This window comes from Collinsella sp. D33t1_170424_A12, assembly GCF_015554865.1.
GTDB lineage: Bacteria > Actinomycetota > Coriobacteriia > Coriobacteriales > Coriobacteriaceae > Collinsella.
In genome coordinates this window covers 14,571-32,100 of record NZ_JADNJJ010000027.1, presented here as the reverse complement: position 1 = coordinate 32,100, position 17,530 = coordinate 14,571, and the positions used below count along the sequence as shown (strand labels likewise).

12 protein-coding genes and 1 tRNA gene are annotated in these 17,530 nt (G+C 62.7%); 11 read left to right on the top strand and 2 right to left on the bottom strand.

Going from position 1 to position 17,530, the window contains the following annotated elements:
- Window positions 1–89: 89 nt before the first annotated feature.
- Window positions 90–1,403, bottom strand: a complete 1,314-nt coding sequence (aroA, locus tag I2E26_RS01395; protein ID WP_147588325.1) for a 3-phosphoshikimate 1-carboxyvinyltransferase — start codon at window positions 1,401–1,403, stop codon at window positions 90–92.
- Window positions 1,397–2,539, bottom strand: coding sequence for a 3-dehydroquinate synthase (gene aroB / locus I2E26_RS01390; protein ID WP_195419322.1), 1,143 nt, complete (start codon window positions 2,537–2,539; stop codon window positions 1,397–1,399). Before aroB ends, aroA begins: the two co-directional genes overlap by 7 nt.
- A 233-nt stretch (window positions 2,540–2,772) precedes the next feature.
- On the opposite strand from aroB, the gene I2E26_RS01385 reads away from it, so the two are divergent.
- The 11 genes from I2E26_RS01385 (at window position 2,773) to I2E26_RS01335 (ending at window position 17,501) form a co-directional block, all read left to right on the top strand.
- Window positions 2,773–2,849, top strand: a tRNA-Arg gene (locus tag I2E26_RS01385).
- 77 nt (window positions 2,850–2,926) lie between these two features.
- The gene (locus tag I2E26_RS01380; protein ID WP_195419321.1) at window positions 2,927–5,650 is read left to right on the top strand and encodes an HAD-IC family P-type ATPase; all 2,724 of its coding nucleotides are present in this window, start codon (window positions 2,927–2,929) and stop codon (window positions 5,648–5,650) included.
- A gap of 55 nt (window positions 5,651–5,705) precedes the next feature.
- Window positions 5,706–8,372: an aconitate hydratase AcnA gene (gene acnA, locus I2E26_RS01375; protein WP_195419320.1), complete on the top strand. Its 2,667-nt coding sequence runs from the start codon at window positions 5,706–5,708 to the stop codon at window positions 8,370–8,372.
- Window positions 8,373–8,392: 20 nt separating this feature from the next.
- On the top strand, window positions 8,393–9,487 hold the full coding sequence (locus I2E26_RS01370) for a zinc ribbon domain-containing protein (RefSeq protein ID WP_195419319.1): 1,095 nt from the start codon (window positions 8,393–8,395) through the stop codon (window positions 9,485–9,487).
- Between the two features lie 77 nt (window positions 9,488–9,564).
- Window positions 9,565–10,104 carry a peptidylprolyl isomerase gene (locus I2E26_RS01365; protein ID WP_147588320.1) on the top strand — a complete coding sequence of 180 codons (540 nt, stop codon included), beginning with the start codon at window positions 9,565–9,567 and terminating at the stop codon, window positions 10,102–10,104.
- A 28-nt stretch (window positions 10,105–10,132) separates the two neighbouring features.
- Window positions 10,133–11,548, top strand: a complete 1,416-nt coding sequence (locus I2E26_RS01360) for a tetratricopeptide repeat protein (protein ID WP_195419318.1) — start codon at window positions 10,133–10,135, stop codon at window positions 11,546–11,548.
- A gap of 106 nt (window positions 11,549–11,654) precedes the next feature.
- Window positions 11,655–12,686, top strand: a complete 1,032-nt coding sequence (locus I2E26_RS01355) for a rod shape-determining protein (protein WP_040362080.1) — start codon at window positions 11,655–11,657, stop codon at window positions 12,684–12,686.
- A 76-nt stretch (window positions 12,687–12,762) separates the two neighbouring features.
- On the top strand, window positions 12,763–13,656 hold the full coding sequence (gene mreC / locus I2E26_RS01350; RefSeq protein WP_195419317.1) for a rod shape-determining protein MreC: 894 nt from the start codon (window positions 12,763–12,765) through the stop codon (window positions 13,654–13,656).
- A gap of 15 nt (window positions 13,657–13,671) precedes the next feature.
- Window positions 13,672–14,226, top strand: a complete 555-nt coding sequence (locus I2E26_RS01345) for a rod shape-determining protein MreD (RefSeq protein ID WP_147588317.1) — start codon at window positions 13,672–13,674, stop codon at window positions 14,224–14,226.
- A 15-nt stretch (window positions 14,227–14,241) separates the two neighbouring features.
- Window positions 14,242–16,281, top strand: coding sequence for a penicillin-binding protein 2 (gene mrdA / locus I2E26_RS01340; protein ID WP_195419316.1), 2,040 nt, complete (start codon window positions 14,242–14,244; stop codon window positions 16,279–16,281).
- A 14-nt stretch (window positions 16,282–16,295) separates the two neighbouring features.
- Window positions 16,296–17,501, top strand: coding sequence for an FtsW/RodA/SpoVE family cell cycle protein (locus tag I2E26_RS01335; RefSeq protein ID WP_195419315.1), 1,206 nt, complete (start codon window positions 16,296–16,298; stop codon window positions 17,499–17,501).
- Window positions 17,502–17,530 lie beyond the last annotated feature (29 nt).

The following is a 17,530-nucleotide window of genomic DNA, read 5'->3' as shown; positions in this document are numbered from 1 at the left end:
CATCGAGGGTGCATCCGACGGCGGCCGCGTGGGATTGTCCGAAAACGCTCAGGCGCAAGACGTTGCCGATGCATGACGACATGGCGCGCCTATTCCGCCAGGAGCTCGATGTGGCCACCGAGCTCGCGATAGTGTTCGAAGAAGAGCGGATAGGACTTGTTAACCGCCTCGGCGCCCTTGATATAGACATCGTTTTCGCAGCGCGTGGCCGCGATGGCGGCCATCATGGCGATGCGGTGGTCGTTGTGGGCGTCGACCGTGCCGCCGACGAGCTGCGGAACCCCGTCGATGATGAGCGCGTCGCGGTGGATGGCGATCTGGGCGCCGAGGTTGGCGAGCTCCTGGGCTACGGTTGCGAGGCGATCGGATTCCTTGATGCGCAGGCGCGCGCAATCGGTGATGACCGTGCGGCCTTCAGCCACCGCCGCCACCGCGGCGATAATGGGGACGAGGTCCGGTATATCCTGCGCGCTCATCTCGAATCCACGCAGCGTATCGGGACGCGATATAGCGGCGTTCGTCGAGCGGCCTATCCGCGCGCCGAAGCGCGAGAGCGCGGCCAAGACGTTGCGGTCGCCCTGCGCCGAGGACAGCGTGAGGCCGTCGACCTTGATGGGGAGGCGCCCCATCGCGCCGGCACACAGCCAGAAGGCCGCGTTTGACCAGTCTCCCTCGACGCTCACCTCGTGCGGTGTGCGATAGGTATCGTTTTCCGTGGTGAATACCGTCACCTCTTCGTCCGCCTGCACGCGGCGCTCGACGAACACGTCTACACCGAAGGCCTGCATGGCCTGGATCGTCAGGTTGATGTACGGCCTGCTCTCGATGCGCCCGCTCACTACGATCTCGCTTGAATGGTCGAGCAGCGGGGCCGCAAGCAGCAGGCCGGTGATGTATTGCGAGCTCACGTCCCCGGGCAGCTCGAAGCGGCCCGGCCTCATGCGGCCGGCGACCGCAAGCGGGAAGCCGCCCAGGCCGTGCAGCTCGCAGCCGGCGGCTATGAGCTCTTCGGCGAGCGGGGAGAGCGGGCGCTCGCCAAGGCGCTTCGAACCCGTGAACGTTGCCTCTGCGCCCAGCGCGCAGGCTACGGGGAGCAAGAAGCGAAGCGTCGAGCCCGATTCGCCGCAGTCGAGCGTTTTGCCGTGCAGGGCTCGCAGGAGTCCCAGGGCGACGCTTTTCGGCATGGGTTTGACGAGGTATCCATCGCCGACCGCTTGGATACGGGCGCCCAGTTCGACCAGACAGCGTATCGTCGCCTCGATATCGGCGCACGTGGTGTTGCACCTTACGTGCGTGTCCCCGTTTGCGAGCGCGGCGACGATGATGAGTCGATGGGCAACCGATTTCGACGCGATGGCCGGAATGGTGCCGGATAGCAGGGCAGGGCGGATATGGGCTAGCATGCATCCTCCTCGGGGGAGCTGGTTTCCTTCTCTTCTCGAGCGTACGCCTCCGTGCAGGCGAGGCCGACTTCGAGAATGCGCTTGAATTCGTCGAGCGGCGCGTGCGAGATCGCGGCGGCTCCTATGCTGCGGGGGACGACGAGGTCGATCGAATCGCTCGCGCGCTTCTTGTCGTGGAGCGCGGCCTCATAGACGGCTTGCGTATCCACATCGACGTTGAGCGGGAGCCCATGGGCGCGTAGCAGGGCGGCGATGCGGTCGGGAACATCGGCCGGGCACACCCCGGCCGTCACCGATGCGCTCGCTATGGCGAGCATGCCCACGCCGACGCATCGGCCGTGCCCGAGCTCGTAGCCTGATGCCGCCTCGATGCCGTGGCCGATGCTGTGCCCGAAGTTGAGCAGCTTTCGCAGGGAGGTCTCGCGCTCATCAGCCGAGACGACCGCGCGCTTGATGTCGACGTTGCGCGCTATGAGGTATGCGGCCCGCGCGAGATCGCTCTTGAGGAGCCCGGGTGTAAGCGGCGTGGCCTCGAGTTCGCCGAAGAGCTCCGCATCCGCGATGACGGCATGCTTGATCACCTCGGCGCACCCGTCGGCGAACTGCGCGTCTTCCAGCGTCGCGAGGCACCCTACATCCGCGATAACGGCGCGCGGCTGCCAGAAGGCGCCGGCAAGGTTCTTTCCTGCGGCCAGGTTGATGGCGGTCTTTCCCCCTATCGAGGCGTCGACCATCGCGAGCAGCGTGGTGGGCACCTGAATATAGGGAATACCGCGCATGTAGCTCGCCGCGAGAAAACCTGCCAGGTCGCCTACGACCCCGCCGCCGAGGGCGACGACGATATCGGTGCGCGCGAGCTCGAGCTCGGCGGCTTTTTCCAGGAGGTCGAGGTAGACGGCGCCGCTCTTGCTCGACTCGCCGGGCGCCACCATTTCCATGTGGACGGTGTAGCCCTGTGTTTCCAGGCTCTGGCGCACCGGCTGTCCGAAGAGGGGGCCCACGGTGGAGTCTGTGATGACGAGGGCCTGCGCGCCCCCGCATGATTCGCGGGCGATAGCGCCCGTCTCTTCGAGCAGGAACGTGCCCACATGCACGGTATAGGGAGATGCGACATCGATGTTTATAGCGTATTCCATGGCATCCTTTCCGGGTAGCGCGCGAGCGCCCCGCCGTCCGTCGGGTCTGCTGGCGCATGCGCGCGCGGCCGCCTGCGACCGGCCGAGCGTGGCGTGCTAGCAAGTGTATCGCATCCGGTCGACACCATAGCGTCGCCGCGCGAGACGCTACAAAGGTGCCATGTGCATAACTCTTGCATTGCAAAATGGACTCGCCCATAGCCGATCTTTTAGGTATAATTCAAAAACGTTGCGCGCCATTAGCTCAGTGGATTAGAGCGTCTGCCTCCGGAGCAGAAGGCCGTAGGTTCGAACCCTATATGGCGCACCAGTAGCTATTCGGGTCGCGAGCGCATTGCGCTCGTGGCCTTTCTTGTATCTGGATGGCGAGCTTCAAGGGGGCATCCGATGTCGCAGGCGGAATCTTTCCAGCATGAGTCGATACGGGGGCTTACGTCGGAGGAGGTGCGCGAGCGCATTTCCGAAGGCAAGGTCAACATCAACACCGAGCTTAAGACGAAGTCCGTCAAACAGCTCATCATCGAAAACCTTTGCACGCTGTTCAACCTCATCAACGTCGTGCTCGCCATCCTCGTCATAAGCACCGGCGCCATCAAGAACCTTACGTTTCTCGGCGTCGTCTTTCTCAACACCGCTATCGGCGTCATCCAGTCTCTCCGCTCGAAGCGCATGGTCGACCGCCTGACGCTCCTGGCTACCAAGAAGGCCGTCGCCCTGCGCGATGGGGCCGAGGTCGAGCTCGACTTGGACCAGATCGTGCTGGACGATCTTTTGAAGCTTGGACGCGGCGACCAGATACCCGCCGACGCCGTCGTCGTCCGCGGCGAGGCGCAGGTCAACGAGAGCCTTCTTACGGGAGAGAGCAACCTTATCCGCAAAGAGGTCGACTACGAGCTCATGAGCGGGAGCTTTATCGACTCCGGGCTGGTTTATGCCAGGGTCGTCCATGTAGGGGCCGACAACTACGTCGCGCGCATCAACAACGAGGCCAAATACGTCAAGAAGGTCAATTCCGAGATCATGAACGCGCTCACCGCTATCGTGCGGTTCGCCAGCGTAATCATGGTCCCTCTCGGTGCCGCCCTTTTCTTTTCGAGCGCCCATGGAGGCTACGAGGCCTGGGCCGCATCCCCATCCGGGGGCTCTATCGAGTTCCTGCCCTGGTTGCTGTTCGGCCATGCTCCGTGGGGGGACGTATCCGGCTGGATCCTATCGACCGTCGGCGCGCTGCTCGGCATGATCCCCCAGGGTCTCGTCCTGCTCACCTCGTCGGTGCTCGCCATCGCCACCATACGTCTCGCGCGCCGCAGCGTGCTCGCCCAGCAGTTGTACTGCATCGAGACGCTCGCGCGCGTCGACGTGCTCTGCTTAGACAAGACCGGCACCATCACCTCTGGGCGCATGGAGGTCGCGGGAACCTATCCGCTCGAGCCGTCCCATTCCCTTGCATCCGAAGGCCCCTGCAGCTCCGCGGAGCTTGATCTCGCGCTTGCCAATATCGCACGGGCCACCTCGGAGGATGCCAACGAGACCTGCAAGGCCTTGCTCGCGTATTACGACGGCAGCTCGGTCGCGCGCGAGGAGCCCGTTCGCGTCGTTGCGTTTTCCTCTGCGAAAAAGTGGAGCGGTGCCACGTTTTCCAGTGGATCCTACGTTATGGGCGCTGCCCAGTTCGTGCTTTCCGACGAGGCGTTCGCGCAGGTCGAGGAACGTGTCGCCGAGCTTGCGGATACCTGCCGCGTTCTCGTTGCCGCCAGGGTGGATGGCTTTACGGATGATGGCGACATGGTCGGCGATGCGCGCCCTCTGGGTTTCGTGACCATCCGCGATGAGATTCGAAGCAGCGCTGCCGACACGATTCGCTATTTCTGCGAGCAGGGTGTCGCGCTCAACGTCATCTCGGGCGACGACCCGCGCACCGTATCCTCGATCGCCCGCGTTGTCGGCGTGCCCGGGGCCGATCGGTTCGTCGATGCTACCACGCTCGATACCCCTGCAAAGCTCGATGCCGCCGTTGATCGCTACCACGTGTTCGGCCGCGTGACGCCGCAGCAGAAGCGCGAGCTCGTCGTGGCCCTGAAGCGTCGCGGCCATACCGTCGCCATGACCGGCGACGGCGTGAACGACGTATTGGCGCTCAAGGAAGCCGATTGCTCGGTCGCGATGGCGGCGGGTTCGGACGCCGCCCGCAACGTGGCCGAGATCGTGTTGGTAGATAACGACTTCGCCTCCATGCCCGCGGTGGTGGCCGAAGGCAGGAGGTCGATCAACAACCTTCAACGATCCGCCGCGCTCTTTCTCACTAAGACGTTGTTCTCCATGGGTCTTGCGGCGATCTGCATTTTCTTCCCGCCGTATCCCTTCGAGCCCATCACCATGACGCTCATCAATTTCTTCTGCATCGGTGCGCCCAGCTTCGTGCTCGCTCTCGAAACCAACCGCGCGCGCGTCGAGGGCAGCTTCCTCGGCAACGTCCTTCGTCGCGCTCTGCCCGCTTCGCTCGGCGTCATGGCGGCTTCCCTTCTCGCTATGCTCGCGGCTGGTGCATTCGGGTTCTCCCAACCGGTGCTCTCCACCCTCTGCCTTGTGTCGACGTGCGCCATCGGTGCGAACCTTATCTGGCGGATCTCGTGGCCTTTCACGCCGTTGCGAGCGGCGGTACTCGCCTTCGTCGTCATCGGCGTCGCCGTGGGCGTCGTGGGTTTTCCCGATTTCTTCTCGGTATCCCCGCTTTCGACGCTCCAGGCGGTCGTCTTGGCGGTCATCGTTGTTGCGAGCTGCGCGCTGTACAACAAGATCGCCGTCTACTTCGAGCGCGCTTCGCGGCGTCGTTCGAAGCGCGCATCGGGATTCGGGCGCGGCGTGCGCGTCTCCCTGGGCCGCGGGGGCGGCCGTGTCGATTCCGCTGCCGGCCCCATGGCGCGCGCGAGCGACTCTGTGCGCCGAACGGCCCTGCAGCATCAGGCTGAACGCGACCTGCGGCGGGCGAAGCGCGATGCCCGTCGCGCTCTGGAGCCGGATGGGGTCGGCGAGGGCCGTCGCGTCACGAAGGCGCCCGGCGGCATCCGCGTGAAGATGGTGTCGAAACGGCCACGCGATACAAAACGGTAACGCTTGTTCGGTACAGTTTTGAGTCATATGTTCTCTACTGTTGAAGGGATCGCCCATGGAACAGCCGATTCGCGACGACCTCCGCTTTGAAAGAACCCTTGAATTCGAGGGGAAGCGCTTTGCGGTGCATGCGATTTCTTCTATTCCCGGCGTCGATCGCTTGCCTTTGAGCTTGAAGATCCTTTTGGAGAACGTCTTGCGCTGCGTATCCGATGGGGACCGCGCGATGCGCATGGCCCACGAGATCGTGCGCGCCGGTCTCGCCTGCGAGGCGGGCGGCGAGATCGAGTTCATGCCCGCGCGCGTCCTGTTTCAGGATTTCACGGGCGTTCCCGTGTTCGTCGATTTCGCTGCGATGCGCGATGCCGCCGCGGCCCGGGGCGGCGATCCGTCCCGCATCAACCCGCAGATTCCCTGCACGCTCGTCGTCGATCACTCCGTTGCGGCCGACGTCGTATCGTGCTCTTCTGCGGCGTGCGAGAACGCACGGCTCGAGGCCCAGCGCAATGCCGAGCGCTTCTCGTTTCTCAAGTGGAGCGCGTCAAGCTTCTCCAACGTTCAGATCGTTCCGCCGGGCGTGGGTATCTGCCATCAACTCAATATCGAGCGGTTCTGCCGCGTGGCGTGGTGCGGTCGGACCGGGGACGGACGTCGCGCCCTGTACTTCGACACCCTTGTGGGAACGGACTCCCATACGCCCACCGCGAACGGCATGGGCGTCCTCGGTTGGGGAGTGGGCGGCATCGAGGCCGAGGCAGCGGCCCTGGGCCAGCCCGTCACCATGCGCGTCCCCGCTGTCGTCGGCATTCGCCTCACGGGGCGGCTCGCCTCGGGTGTTACCGCCATGGACGTCGCGCTGACCTTCGCCGAACGATTGCGCCATCGCGGCGTCGTGGGCATGATGTGCGAGTGCTTCGGTCCCGGCGTCGCCTCTCTTTCTCCGACGCAGCGCGCGACCATCTCCAACATGTCGCCGGAGTACGGATGCACCTCCACGCTGTTCCCCGTCGACGAGGCAACCCTGGCCCAGCTTGTGCGCACCGGCGCGACGGAGGCCGAGGCTAATCGCGCCCGTGCGTATCTCGAGCTGCAGGGCGCCTTCGGATGCGAGCGCGAGGGCGTCGGTTTCGCCGATGTCATCGATATCGACCTTTGCGGCATCGAGCCTTCTCTGGCGGGTCCGTCCCGTCCCCACAACCGCGTGGCCCTGTCCGGCGCGCGCGACCGGTTCCGCTCGGTTCTTTCCGAGCATGGCCGCGCCGTGGGCGATGCTTCGTTCGAGGTCCGTTTCGACGGTTCGACCTATCGAGTCGAGCACGGTGCTCTGGCAATCGCCGCCGTGACCTCGTGCACGACCGCCACCGACCCCGCGATGATGGTCGCCGCCGGCTTGGTGGCCATGCGAGCGGTGGAGCTTGGCTGCGAGCCGCTTCCGTGGGTGAAAAAGGTCCTCGCCCCGGGGTCTCATTCCACGACGCGCATCCTCGAGCGCGCGGGGCTCATCGAGCCGCTCCAGCGTCTCGGATTCTCGGTATGCGGCTGGGGCTGTATGAGTTGCATCGGCAACTCCGGTCCCATTTTCGATCCTATGCACGACATCGCGGGGGAGTGCGAGCTCGCGAGCATTCTGTCCGGCAACCGCAATTTCGACGGGCGCATCAGTCCCGATGTCGCTCAGAACTACCTGTGCGCCCCTTCGCTGGTCGTGGCGTACTCATTGGCGGGCACGATCGACATCGACCTGTCGACCGAACCTGTTTGCCAGGGTGCGGCTGGACCGGTGATGCTTGCCGATCTTATTCCCTCCGATGAGGAGGTCTCGGCCATTCTGGCATCCGCTCTCGATACCGCGGTGTTCAAGCCCGTCGGGGATCCCGCGTGCGAGGGCGACGGCTATTGGAACGCCATCGACGTCGAGCCCTCTTCCACGTTCGCCTGGGACGCGTCCTCCACGTACGTGCGTCGACCGCCGTACTTCGACGATGCCCGTCCGCGCCGCCGTTTCGAACTCAAGGGAGCGCGGCCCCTGGCATTCCTCGGTGATTTCGTCACGACCGACCACATCTCGCCTGCGGGCGCCATCGCGGCCGACTCGGCCGCCGCGGCCTACCTTCGCGGCCACGGGTTCGATGAGGCTGATTTCAATACCTACGGGTCGCGCCGCGGCAATCATGAGGTCATGATGAGGGGCTGCTTCGCGAACGTGAAGCTTCGCAACAGGCTCGCCGGCGGTCGCTTGGGCGGTTGGACCTTCGATTCGTTTACGGGGGAGGTCGCCTCGCTGTTCGACGCCGCGCGGCATGCGCGCGAGCACGGCTCCGATCTCATCATCCTTGCAGGGAAGATGTACGGTTCGGGCTCTTCGCGCGACTGGGCCGCCAAGGCTCCTGCGCTGCTCGGCGTCTCCTCCGTTATCGCCGAGAGCTTCGAGCGCATCCATCGTTCGAATCTGGTGGGCATGGGTATCGTTCCGCTTCAGCTCGAAGAAGGTCAAAGCGCCGCGTCGCTCGGCCTTACCGGCCGGGAGTCGTACTTCGTGGATCCCATTGACTTCTCGAGCGGCCTTCCCGTTCCCGCGGTCGCGCGTGTCACGGCCGTTCGACCCGGCGGCGATTCGGTGGAGTTCTCTGCGCGCGTCCGCGTCGACACGGAGACGGAGGGTCGCTACCTCGCCGCTGGTGGTATCCTTCCGTATGTTCTTGATATGCTGCTTGCTCAATAGGTAATGCGAAAGAGGTAAGCGTGATCTGTCCCCAGTGCTTCAAGAAAATCGATGACGGCGAGGCGTTCTGCCCGCACTGCCATATGTATGTCGGCACTTCGGTTCAACCCGCCCACGATGAGTTCGTGTTCTGCGACGGTTGCGGAGCGCGGCTTTCCGCACATGACCGCACCTGCCCGAAATGCGGTAGACCCGCCCCCGGTATCCTTTCTACCGAGTCGTCCTCATCCGATCTCGCCGCGGGTCGAACGGCGAGCTTTCCCCGGCTCACGCAGCAGATGATCGAGGCGCACGCCGATGCTCCTCGCGAGCAGGCTCCCACCGCCGCTCAGGTTCTTTCCGACTCCATCGACCCCAGCTCGACCAACGTTCTGCGGCCCGAGGAGCTTCGGTCCGGCAAGGCGCCCGCCTTCCTGGACGGCGAGGACCCGTATCATAAGAAGAAGAATCGCTTTATCAAGCCCGTTGTCACGATCTTGGTGCTCGCCGCCTTGGTCGGTGGCGGGTATTACTTCGTCGCCTACGATCCTTTCGGGGTGATGCCCGGTTTCATCGAGGCGTTCGAGCAGGCCGCGAGCGAGATGTATCCGAGTCGCCAGCTTCCGCAGGAGCCTTCGGGCCCCCTCGATGCTCAGCCCATTCCGGAGGGGCCCGCCAAACCCACCGATGCCGACGTCTTCCAAGTCGTGAGCTCTTCGTATAACAAGATCGTTTCCGCCTTCGATTCGCTGGGCGATATCATCGACGACTACAACTACGGCTACATCGCGAGCGATATCGCGGTACGCCGCGAGAAGTCGGCGGTCGCATATGCTACCCGCGATCTCATCGACGCCGTCCTTGCCGATCTCGATGCGCTGGATCTGCCCGAGGATTGCTCGTATACCCAGGAGATCGAGCAGGTTCGCCAGCTTGCGTCGTGGGTGCGCACACGCGTCGACATCTATTGCGCCTCGTGGGATGTTTCCCTGTCCTACACCGGGTCCGACCTTCCCGTCCACCATCAATCTGAGATTCTCGCCCCGCTGCGCCAGCGCTCGTCGGAGGACGCCGAGGCGCGAAGCTCGTATATCGCGCATGTCGAGGAATATAAGCCGGTTGAGAAGAGCTCCTAGCGTGCCGAATTCGTGAAATCTGCGTATACTTGCTAGAATTGTAGAGATATATCCTTTGTTCGGAGAAAGGGCTTCGCATGTTTGGCTCTAAGTTGCATACCCCCGAGTACCAGGTTGCCGGCGACGAGGTCGCCGTCATCGAGACCTCCCAGGGTACTATCCGCGTTAAGCTCGACGGCGCCGGCGCCCCCATTCATGTGGCCAACTTCTGCGAGCTGTCCACTATGGGCTTCTACGACGGACTCAAGTTCCATCGCTATGTTCCCGGCTTCGTTATCCAGGGTGGCTGCCCCAACACGCGCGATATGTCGCGCGACGAGGTCGCTCGCGGCCTCGAGGGCCCCGACGGGCGCCCGGGTACGGGCGGTCCCGGCTATTGCATCAAGGCCGAGTATCTCACGAATCCCAACAACAGCCATGTCGATGGCGCTCTGGCCATGGCCCGCTCGATGAACCCCGATTCGGCTGGTTCCCAGTTCTATTTCTGCCTGGGTCCCCAGCATAACCTCGATTCCGGCTACACGGTCTTCGGCACCACGCTGGAGGGCCTCGACGTTATCGCCAAGCTGCGCGCTGGAGACGAGATCGTCCACATCGAGATCGAGCACGCCGCTTAGTGCGACGTAGGACCACAAAGGAGCAAATGTGAACGCACAGCTACTCGACCAGGCCCGCGCAGCCTATCGCGCAGGCGATTTCTCCGCTGCCGCCCAGATGTTCTCTGCGGCTAAATCTGCCGATGAGGTCTTCGGCGAGGCCGATCACCTGCGTGGCAACTCGCTCATGCGCCTCGGAATGTTCAGCGATGCCGCTTCGGCATATTCCGCCGCGCTCAACGATGCCGCGTACGGCAAGCGCGGCGCCCTGTTGACCAACCGGGGTAAGGCCCTGAGCGCTGCCGGGGATTTCGCTGGCGCTGCCAACAGCTTTACCGAAGCCGTTACCGACAGCTCGTATGCAACGCCCTATAAGGCGTATATGGGCTTGGGCAATGCATTGCTCAAGCTTGATAACCCCACCGATGCGGGCGTGGCATTTCGATCGGCGGCCATCGATGCCGCCAACCCCGCGCCGGCCGCGGCGCTGTCGAGCCTGGGCGACTGCTTCCTGCTCATCGGTCGTCCCGAGGATGCTGCCGAATCCTATCGCACCGCGTTGGACTTCGTGGGCCCCAAGGATGACCCGCGTGCCATCAACGCCAGCCTGGGCACCGCTTACGCCGCAGCGAACCGCCCCTCCGATGCCATCGATGCGTTCCAGCGCGCTACCGCCGATGGAATCTACCAGCTCACCGCCGATCAGCAGACGGCGCTGTCCGGCGCTCAGGACACGCTTTCCGCCCAGCGTTCCATGTCCACCGAGGTTTCCTCGACCGGCGCCTTCCAGGCTGGCGTCGATCCGCTCGATCCGCTTGGCCAGTCCGGCAGCTTCATTCCTGATCCCTCCGACACCGGCTTCTTCACGCTCTCGGAGTCCGAGATGATCCAGCAGGATAAAAAGGAGATGAAGGTCCGTCGTCGCCATCGCCATACCGGCCTCAAGGTCTTCCTGGTCATCGTGCTTCTGCTGCTCCTCGCGGCGGGAGGGCTCGCCTTCGCGTACACGCGCGGCTACGGCTATCCCACGCAGCAGGACGTCCTTACCGGCCTTTTCGATGCTGTTACCAACGGCACCGAGACCGACTCCTTCCTGGCCAGCGGTCTGAACGAGGACTCGAAGGCCATCATCGCAGCCTCCATCCCCGATGGCGCGACGCCCACCATCGAGGGCCTCGATCGCTCGATGACGGAGTCCACGGCTACTGTTTCCGTCGAGCTGTCGAAGGGCGGTACCGCCCAGTACGAGGTCACGTTCGTTCGCGAGGGCCTCGGTTGGGCCGTGGCGAACGTCGCGCTCGATTTCGATTCGGTCTCGGATGACTCCGCGGCCGATGCATCCGATGAGCCCGCTTCCTCCGATGAGGGCTCCGAGGCTCAGGCAGAAGATGCTTCGACTTCCGATGCGGATGGCTCCAACCAGCGCGATTCCGACGTGAACGCCGACGAGGGCTCCGCCGAATAAATGGTATCTTTCTCCAATCGGCCCCGCGTGCTGCACGGGGCCGATTGTCCGCGCTACACTGCATAGGAACCTTAACGTACCTTTTGGAGTGACTTTGTTTTCTTTGATGGATATGTTCTTTGGTCAATACGATGGCGACCTCGCCATCGACCTGGGAACTGCAAATACCCTTGTCTCCGTTCGCGGCAAGGGTATCGTCATTCGCGAGCCCTCCGTGGTCGCGATCGACAAGAACGATGAGCGCATCCTCGCCGTGGGCATCGAGGCCAAGCGAATGCTCGGCCGCACGCCGGGTAATATCGTTGCCGTTCGCCCGCTTAAAGATGGCGTCATCGCCGATTTCGATGTAACCGAGGCCATGCTTCGCTACTTCATCGACAAGGCGAGCGAGAAGCGCTACCCCTGGACCCCGCGTCCCCGTGTCGTCGTCTGCGTCCCCTCCGGCGTAACCAGCGTCGAGAAGCGCGCCGTTTTCGAAGCAACGATCCAGGCGGGTGCCCGTCAGGCATATCTGATCGAGGAGCCTATGGCCGCGGCCATCGGTGCAGACCTTCCCGTCGAGGAGCCCACCGGTTCTATGGTTATCGATATCGGCGGCGGTACCACGGAGGTCGCTGTCATCGCGATGGGCGGCATCGTGGTTTCCCAGTCTATTCGCGTGGCCGGCGATGAATTCGACCAGGCCATCCTCACCCATGTTCGCGATGCGTACAATCTGGCTATCGGCGAGCGCACCGCAGAGGATATCAAGATCAAGGTCGGTTCCGCGGTTCCGCTGAAGGACGAGCTCGATGTCGAGGTCAATGGCCGCGATGTCATCTCGGGCTTGCCGAAGACCGTTCGTATCGAGAGCGAGGAGATTCGTCGAGCGCTCAACAAGCCCCTCGACGAGATGTCTAAGGCTGTCAAAGACGCGCTTGACGCGACCCCGCCCGATCTTGCAAGCGACCTCATGTATTACGGTATCCTTCTTACCGGCGGCGGCGCCATGCTGCGCGGGCTTGATGTCCGGCTGCGAGATGAGACCGGCGTGGCCGTCAACGTGAGCCCCACGGCGCTCGATAACGTTGTCAACGGTTGCGCCCGCGTGCTCGAGGCGAACGCCTTCGACGGCGGATTCGTCCAGAGCAATGCCTAGGGTTTGATTCGGTTTGCCGCGTTCGAATAAGAAGCGCTATCAATCTACGCTTCGCACAAAACAGCAATCCAGCGGGATGCGCCCCTTTATCATCTGCTGCATGATCTCGTTGTTGCTGCTCACATTCTATATTCGCGAAGGCGAGACGGGTCCCATCCATGGTGTTCGGAGCGTCGTGACAACTATCACGACGCCTGTTCGCATGGTGGGGTCTATCGTGGCGTCTCCGTTCCATGCCGTCGGCAATGTAATCTCCAACGTGACCGCCCCGCAGGAGACGCTTTCGGAACTTCGCCAGCGTAACGAGCAGCTTACCGCCGAGGTCGCGAAGCTCACCGAGGCAGAGAAGACCGCCGAGCGCCTTGAGGGCCTCCTCGGGCTTCGTTCTACGTACAGCCTGGAATCGACGGCCGCCCGCATCGTCGGTGGATCGAGCGACGCGTGGTCCCATACCGTGACGATCGATAAGGGAACGGTCGACGGGCTCGAGGTCGGCATGGCGGTTTGCAACTCCGGCGGCGCGATCGGCCAGATCGTCGAGGTCTCTGCGACTTCGTCCACTGTTCGCCTGCTGACCGATGAGACGTCGGGCATATCGGCGATGGTGCAGCGCTCCCGCGCCCAGGGCATCCTGCAGGGACAGCCCGACGGATCCCTGCAGCTCAATTACATCACAGCCGATTCCGATGTTTCCGTGGGCGATATCGTGATCACGTCCGGTTTGGGCGGTGTGTTTCCAAAGGGCCTTCCACTGGGTACCGTCACCTCCGTGAACCGAGCAAGTAACGCTACGTACTACACCGTTACCGTTCGCGCTCAGTCCCTGGCCGAGAACAACGAAGAGGTGCTCGTCATCACATCCGTTTCCGCCGAGCAGGCTGCATCGAGTGAAGACGTCGCTTCCGCTAATGCCCAGTCAGCCGGCGTCGCACCGGCTTCCGCTGCCGACTCCGCGGGCAAGAACGATTAAGAGGAGGTGCTTGCAATGGAGGTTCGCGATCCCGCTCGCGCGCGCCGTATGGTTGTTGTCGTATGCCTGATTGCCGCCGTGCTCCAGCTTGCGCTGGCACCGCAGCTGTCGCTGTTCGGCGGGCGCTTCAATTTTATGGTCGTGCTTGCACTCACCATGGCCCCAGCATGCGACATCAAGAGCGCCGTCCTGGCCGGTTTCTTTTCCGGGCTCTTCTTCGACCTTACCGCCGCCGTGCCCGTCGGCTTGATGCCGCTGTTGCTCACGGTTGCGTGCTTCGTCCTGTCCATGATTTCGCATGGTATGGGCGGTGGATTCTCGGCCACTTCCATGCGCATGGTCGGCGTCGCGATGCTTCTCGTCAATCTCGCTTATGGCTTCGCTCTGTTTTTGCTCGGTCTCGAGTCCAGCTTGCTGTACGCGCTGCTCGTCCACGGCCTCGCGTCGAGCGTGCTTGATGTTCTTGCTGCTGTTCCATTTCTTATGTTCGGTTCGTCGACGGAGTCTAAAAAGGGTTTCACGGCCCGTTCGAAGGGTACACGGTACAAGTCATATACAAGCTTGAAGTAGGAAGGAGGGCGATCGATGGATGCGCAGCTCGTTGTAGTCGTTGCCGGAGTCATCCTGGTTGTCGCGATTATCGGATCGCTGTTCTTCTTACGTGGCTACTCGGGTAGGTTCACGTTCGATACTCGCAACGGGACCCAGCCCCGAGCATCGGAAGGGGAGGGCAACACCCCCGGCGTTGCCATGAAGGGCCGTTTCAAGATGCTCACGATGGGCGTGGGCGCCGTCTTTGCCGCCGTGGTGGCGAAGCTGTGGAGCATGCAGATGGTCTCCTCCGATCATTACGAGGAGCTTTCGCAGCAAAACCAGATGCGCACGGTCACCACGCCCGCGCCCCGCGGTCGCATCCTCGACCGCAACGGTGTAGAACTGGTAACCAACCGACCCTCGCTCGTTGTCGGCGCCTATCGTGATTTCGCTTCCGATCCCATCAAAGTGCGTCATCTGGCAAATGTCCTCGGCATGCCGTATACCGCCGTGCGCCGTAGCATTCTTGACTATTCGCAAAGCGCTCAGAGCTTGCACACGGTTGCATCCGATGTGCGCATGTCGACGGTCGCTCATATCAAGGAGCATGTGACTGATTTCGATGGCGTCCAGATCGAGGAGCGCACCGAGCGCGTGTATCCGTATGGAACGCTTGCGAGCCATGTTCTGGGCTATACGGGCACGATCACCGGAGAACAGCTCAACGCCCAGGATGATTCGAAAGATGCCGCCGGCGCGGTTCGCTATCAGTCGGGCGATATCGTCGGCCAGGCCGGTGTTGAAATCTACTACGAGCGCTTGCTGCAGGGTATCCGCGGTGAGCAGACAGTGCACGTCGACGCTGCGGGCAACGTGACCGGAAAGGCGGGCGCCATCCCGCCGCGGGCAGGCTCCGATATCAAGCTCACGCTCGATCTCGCCATCCAGCAGGCGTGCGAAGAGGGTCTCGCGCGCGCCATGGCGATGGGAAAGCAGGCCGGATACACCTCCGATGCCGGTGCCTGCGTGTGCATCGACTGCACGAATGGCGATATCCTCGGCATGGCTAGCGCACCCACGTTCGATCCGTCGGTGTTCATCGGCGGCGTATCGAATGATGATTGGTCGAAGCTCAACGGCGAGACGAGTGGAAACCCCCTTCTCAATCGCTGCATCAGCGGCCAGTACATGTCTGCATCAACCATCAAGCCCCTGGCGGCGCTCGCCGCGCTTGAGTATGGCGTGTACACCTCCGGCCAGACAACAACCTGCAACGGCTGGTGGACGGGTCTCGGTGAGGGCGCCGGCCGGTGGTGCTGGGACCATGGCGGGCATGGCACGCTCAATCTGCAGCAGGGTATCTCACACTCCTGCGATCCGGTCTTCTACGATATCGGCAAGGGTTTCTACTACGACGAGGACCACCCCGAGGGCCTGCAGGAGGTCTACAAGCGGTGGGGCCTGGGCGAGCCCACGGGCATCGACCTTCCCAGCGAGGCGGCGGGGCGCGTACCCACGGCCGAGTGGAAGAAGGAGTTCTTTTCTTCCTGGCCCGACGCCGATCGCGCGTGGGGTCCCGGCGACATGCTCAATATCGCCATCGGACAGGGCGACATTCTCGTCACGCCGCTCCAGATGGCCACCGTGTACGCCGGTCTTGCTGAAAACGGCAAAGAGTTCACGCCGCATGTCTTTCTCTCGGCCGTCGCGCGCGACGGCGATGGGGACGCCGTGGCCCATCAGCCAGAGGAGCTCCGTTCCGTCGACGTGCGCGATCAATCCGACCTCGACCTGGTCCACGGCGGCATGAAGGGCGTTATCTACGATACGGCCTCGACGGCGAGCCATTTCAACAGTCTTGGCGTCACGGTCGCGGGCAAGTCCGGTACGGGTGAGAAGGCAGACGACGACCTCTATGCGTGGTTCATCGCTTATGCGCCCGCCGACGATCCCAAGTATGTCGTGGCAACGTTGGTCGAGCGCGGCGGCTTCGGCTCCACATCCGCGCTTGTGGGCACGAGGTACGTACTCGGTGCCATCTACGGTTCGCATGACTCCGTGTCGGCCGCGGGCGGCACACATGATCGCTAAGGAGGTGCGGTGTAATGTCGAATGGAAGCAGGCGCGACGCGTCGGCCGATAGCCTTAAGCGCGTGAACAAGCGCGTCGTATCATCACGCAACTCGCTTTCCCAGCGCGTGAATATTCCCGTGCTCATCGCGGTCGTGGGCCTCATGGCATATGGAACGCTCATCATCTGGACAGCATCCCTGTCGATTCCCGAGGCGCAATTCTCTCGTCATCTGCTCGGCATCGGCCTCGGTACGGTCTTGGGCATCCTGTGCTGGCGAACGGATTTTCGCGGTCTGCAGAATATGACGACGGTGCTTCTGGTCATCGATATCATGGTCATATTCTCGCCGTATATCCCCGGCCTGTCGTATAACGCGAAGGGTATGACGGGGTGGATTCAAATTCCGGGTATCGGCTTGACCTTCCAGCCCGTCGAGCTCGCCAAGATCATCACCGCGTTCTTCATCGCCGGCCTGGGGGGCCAGTACAACGGCAAGATTGATTCCGTCCGCGATTACGTGAAGCTCTGCGCCATGCTCGCCATCCCGTTCGGCGCCGTTCTTGCTGCGGGCGATCTGGGAAGCGGGCTCGTCATCTTCGTGGGCGGCGCCATCGTCATCTCCATGAGCGGAGCTCGCAGGGAATGGGTCCTGTCTACCATCGCCATTCTCATCGGATTGGTCTCCCTGCTGCTTGCCGCCGATTCCGTCGTCGACTCGCTTGTCGGTCGAGACGTGCTCATCAAGCAATACCAGATGAATCGCTTGCTCGTGTTCATAGATCCTACCGCCGATACCTCGGGAGCGGGCTACAACCTCATGCAGTCCCTCATCGCCGTTGGATCGGGCGGTTTCTTCGGCAAGGGCATCGGCGGTGCCACCCAGGCGGCAGAGGGCTTTCTGCCCGAAGCGCATACGGACTTCGTGTTCGCCCTCATGAGCGAGGAATTCGGCTTTGTCGGCGCCCTGCTGCTCTTAGGCCTCTATGCGCTCCTGATATTTTCCGCCATCCGCATCGCCTATAAAAGCGATTCGTTGTTTTTGAAGCTTACCGTCGTGGGCATCGTCGGTATGTGGACGTTTCAGATTTTCGAGAATATCGGCATGTGCATCGGACTCATGCCCATCACGGGTATTCCGCTACCCTTTATCAGCTTCGGTTCGAGTTCTATGCTTATGCAAAGCGCCATGGTCGGCATCGTCCAGTCGGTATGGCGTCATCGCTCGAAGGCAGCGTAGTCCTTCGGGCATCCATGAGAGGAAGGTGC

What these genes read in the sequence shown, in the direction of transcription:
- aroA (WP_147588325.1), bottom strand. Translation starts at nt 1,403, where the DNA reads ATGCTAGCCCATATCCGCCCTGCCCTGCTATCCGGCACCATTCCGGCC.
- aroB (WP_195419322.1), bottom strand. Translation starts at nt 2,539, where the DNA reads ATGGAATACGCTATAAACATCGATGTCGCATCTCCCTATACCGTGCAT.
- I2E26_RS01380 (WP_195419321.1), top strand. Translation starts at nt 2,927, where the DNA reads ATGTCGCAGGCGGAATCTTTCCAGCATGAGTCGATACGGGGGCTTACG.
- acnA (WP_195419320.1), top strand. Translation starts at nt 5,706, where the DNA reads ATGGAACAGCCGATTCGCGACGACCTCCGCTTTGAAAGAACCCTTGAA.
- I2E26_RS01365 (WP_147588320.1), top strand. Translation starts at nt 9,565, where the DNA reads ATGTTTGGCTCTAAGTTGCATACCCCCGAGTACCAGGTTGCCGGCGAC.
- I2E26_RS01355 (WP_040362080.1), top strand. Translation starts at nt 11,655, where the DNA reads ATGGATATGTTCTTTGGTCAATACGATGGCGACCTCGCCATCGACCTG.
- mreC (WP_195419317.1), top strand. Translation starts at nt 12,763, where the DNA reads ATGCGCCCCTTTATCATCTGCTGCATGATCTCGTTGTTGCTGCTCACA.
- I2E26_RS01345 (WP_147588317.1), top strand. Translation starts at nt 13,672, where the DNA reads ATGGAGGTTCGCGATCCCGCTCGCGCGCGCCGTATGGTTGTTGTCGTA.
- mrdA (WP_195419316.1), top strand. Translation starts at nt 14,242, where the DNA reads ATGGATGCGCAGCTCGTTGTAGTCGTTGCCGGAGTCATCCTGGTTGTC.
- I2E26_RS01335 (WP_195419315.1), top strand. Translation starts at nt 16,296, where the DNA reads ATGTCGAATGGAAGCAGGCGCGACGCGTCGGCCGATAGCCTTAAGCGC.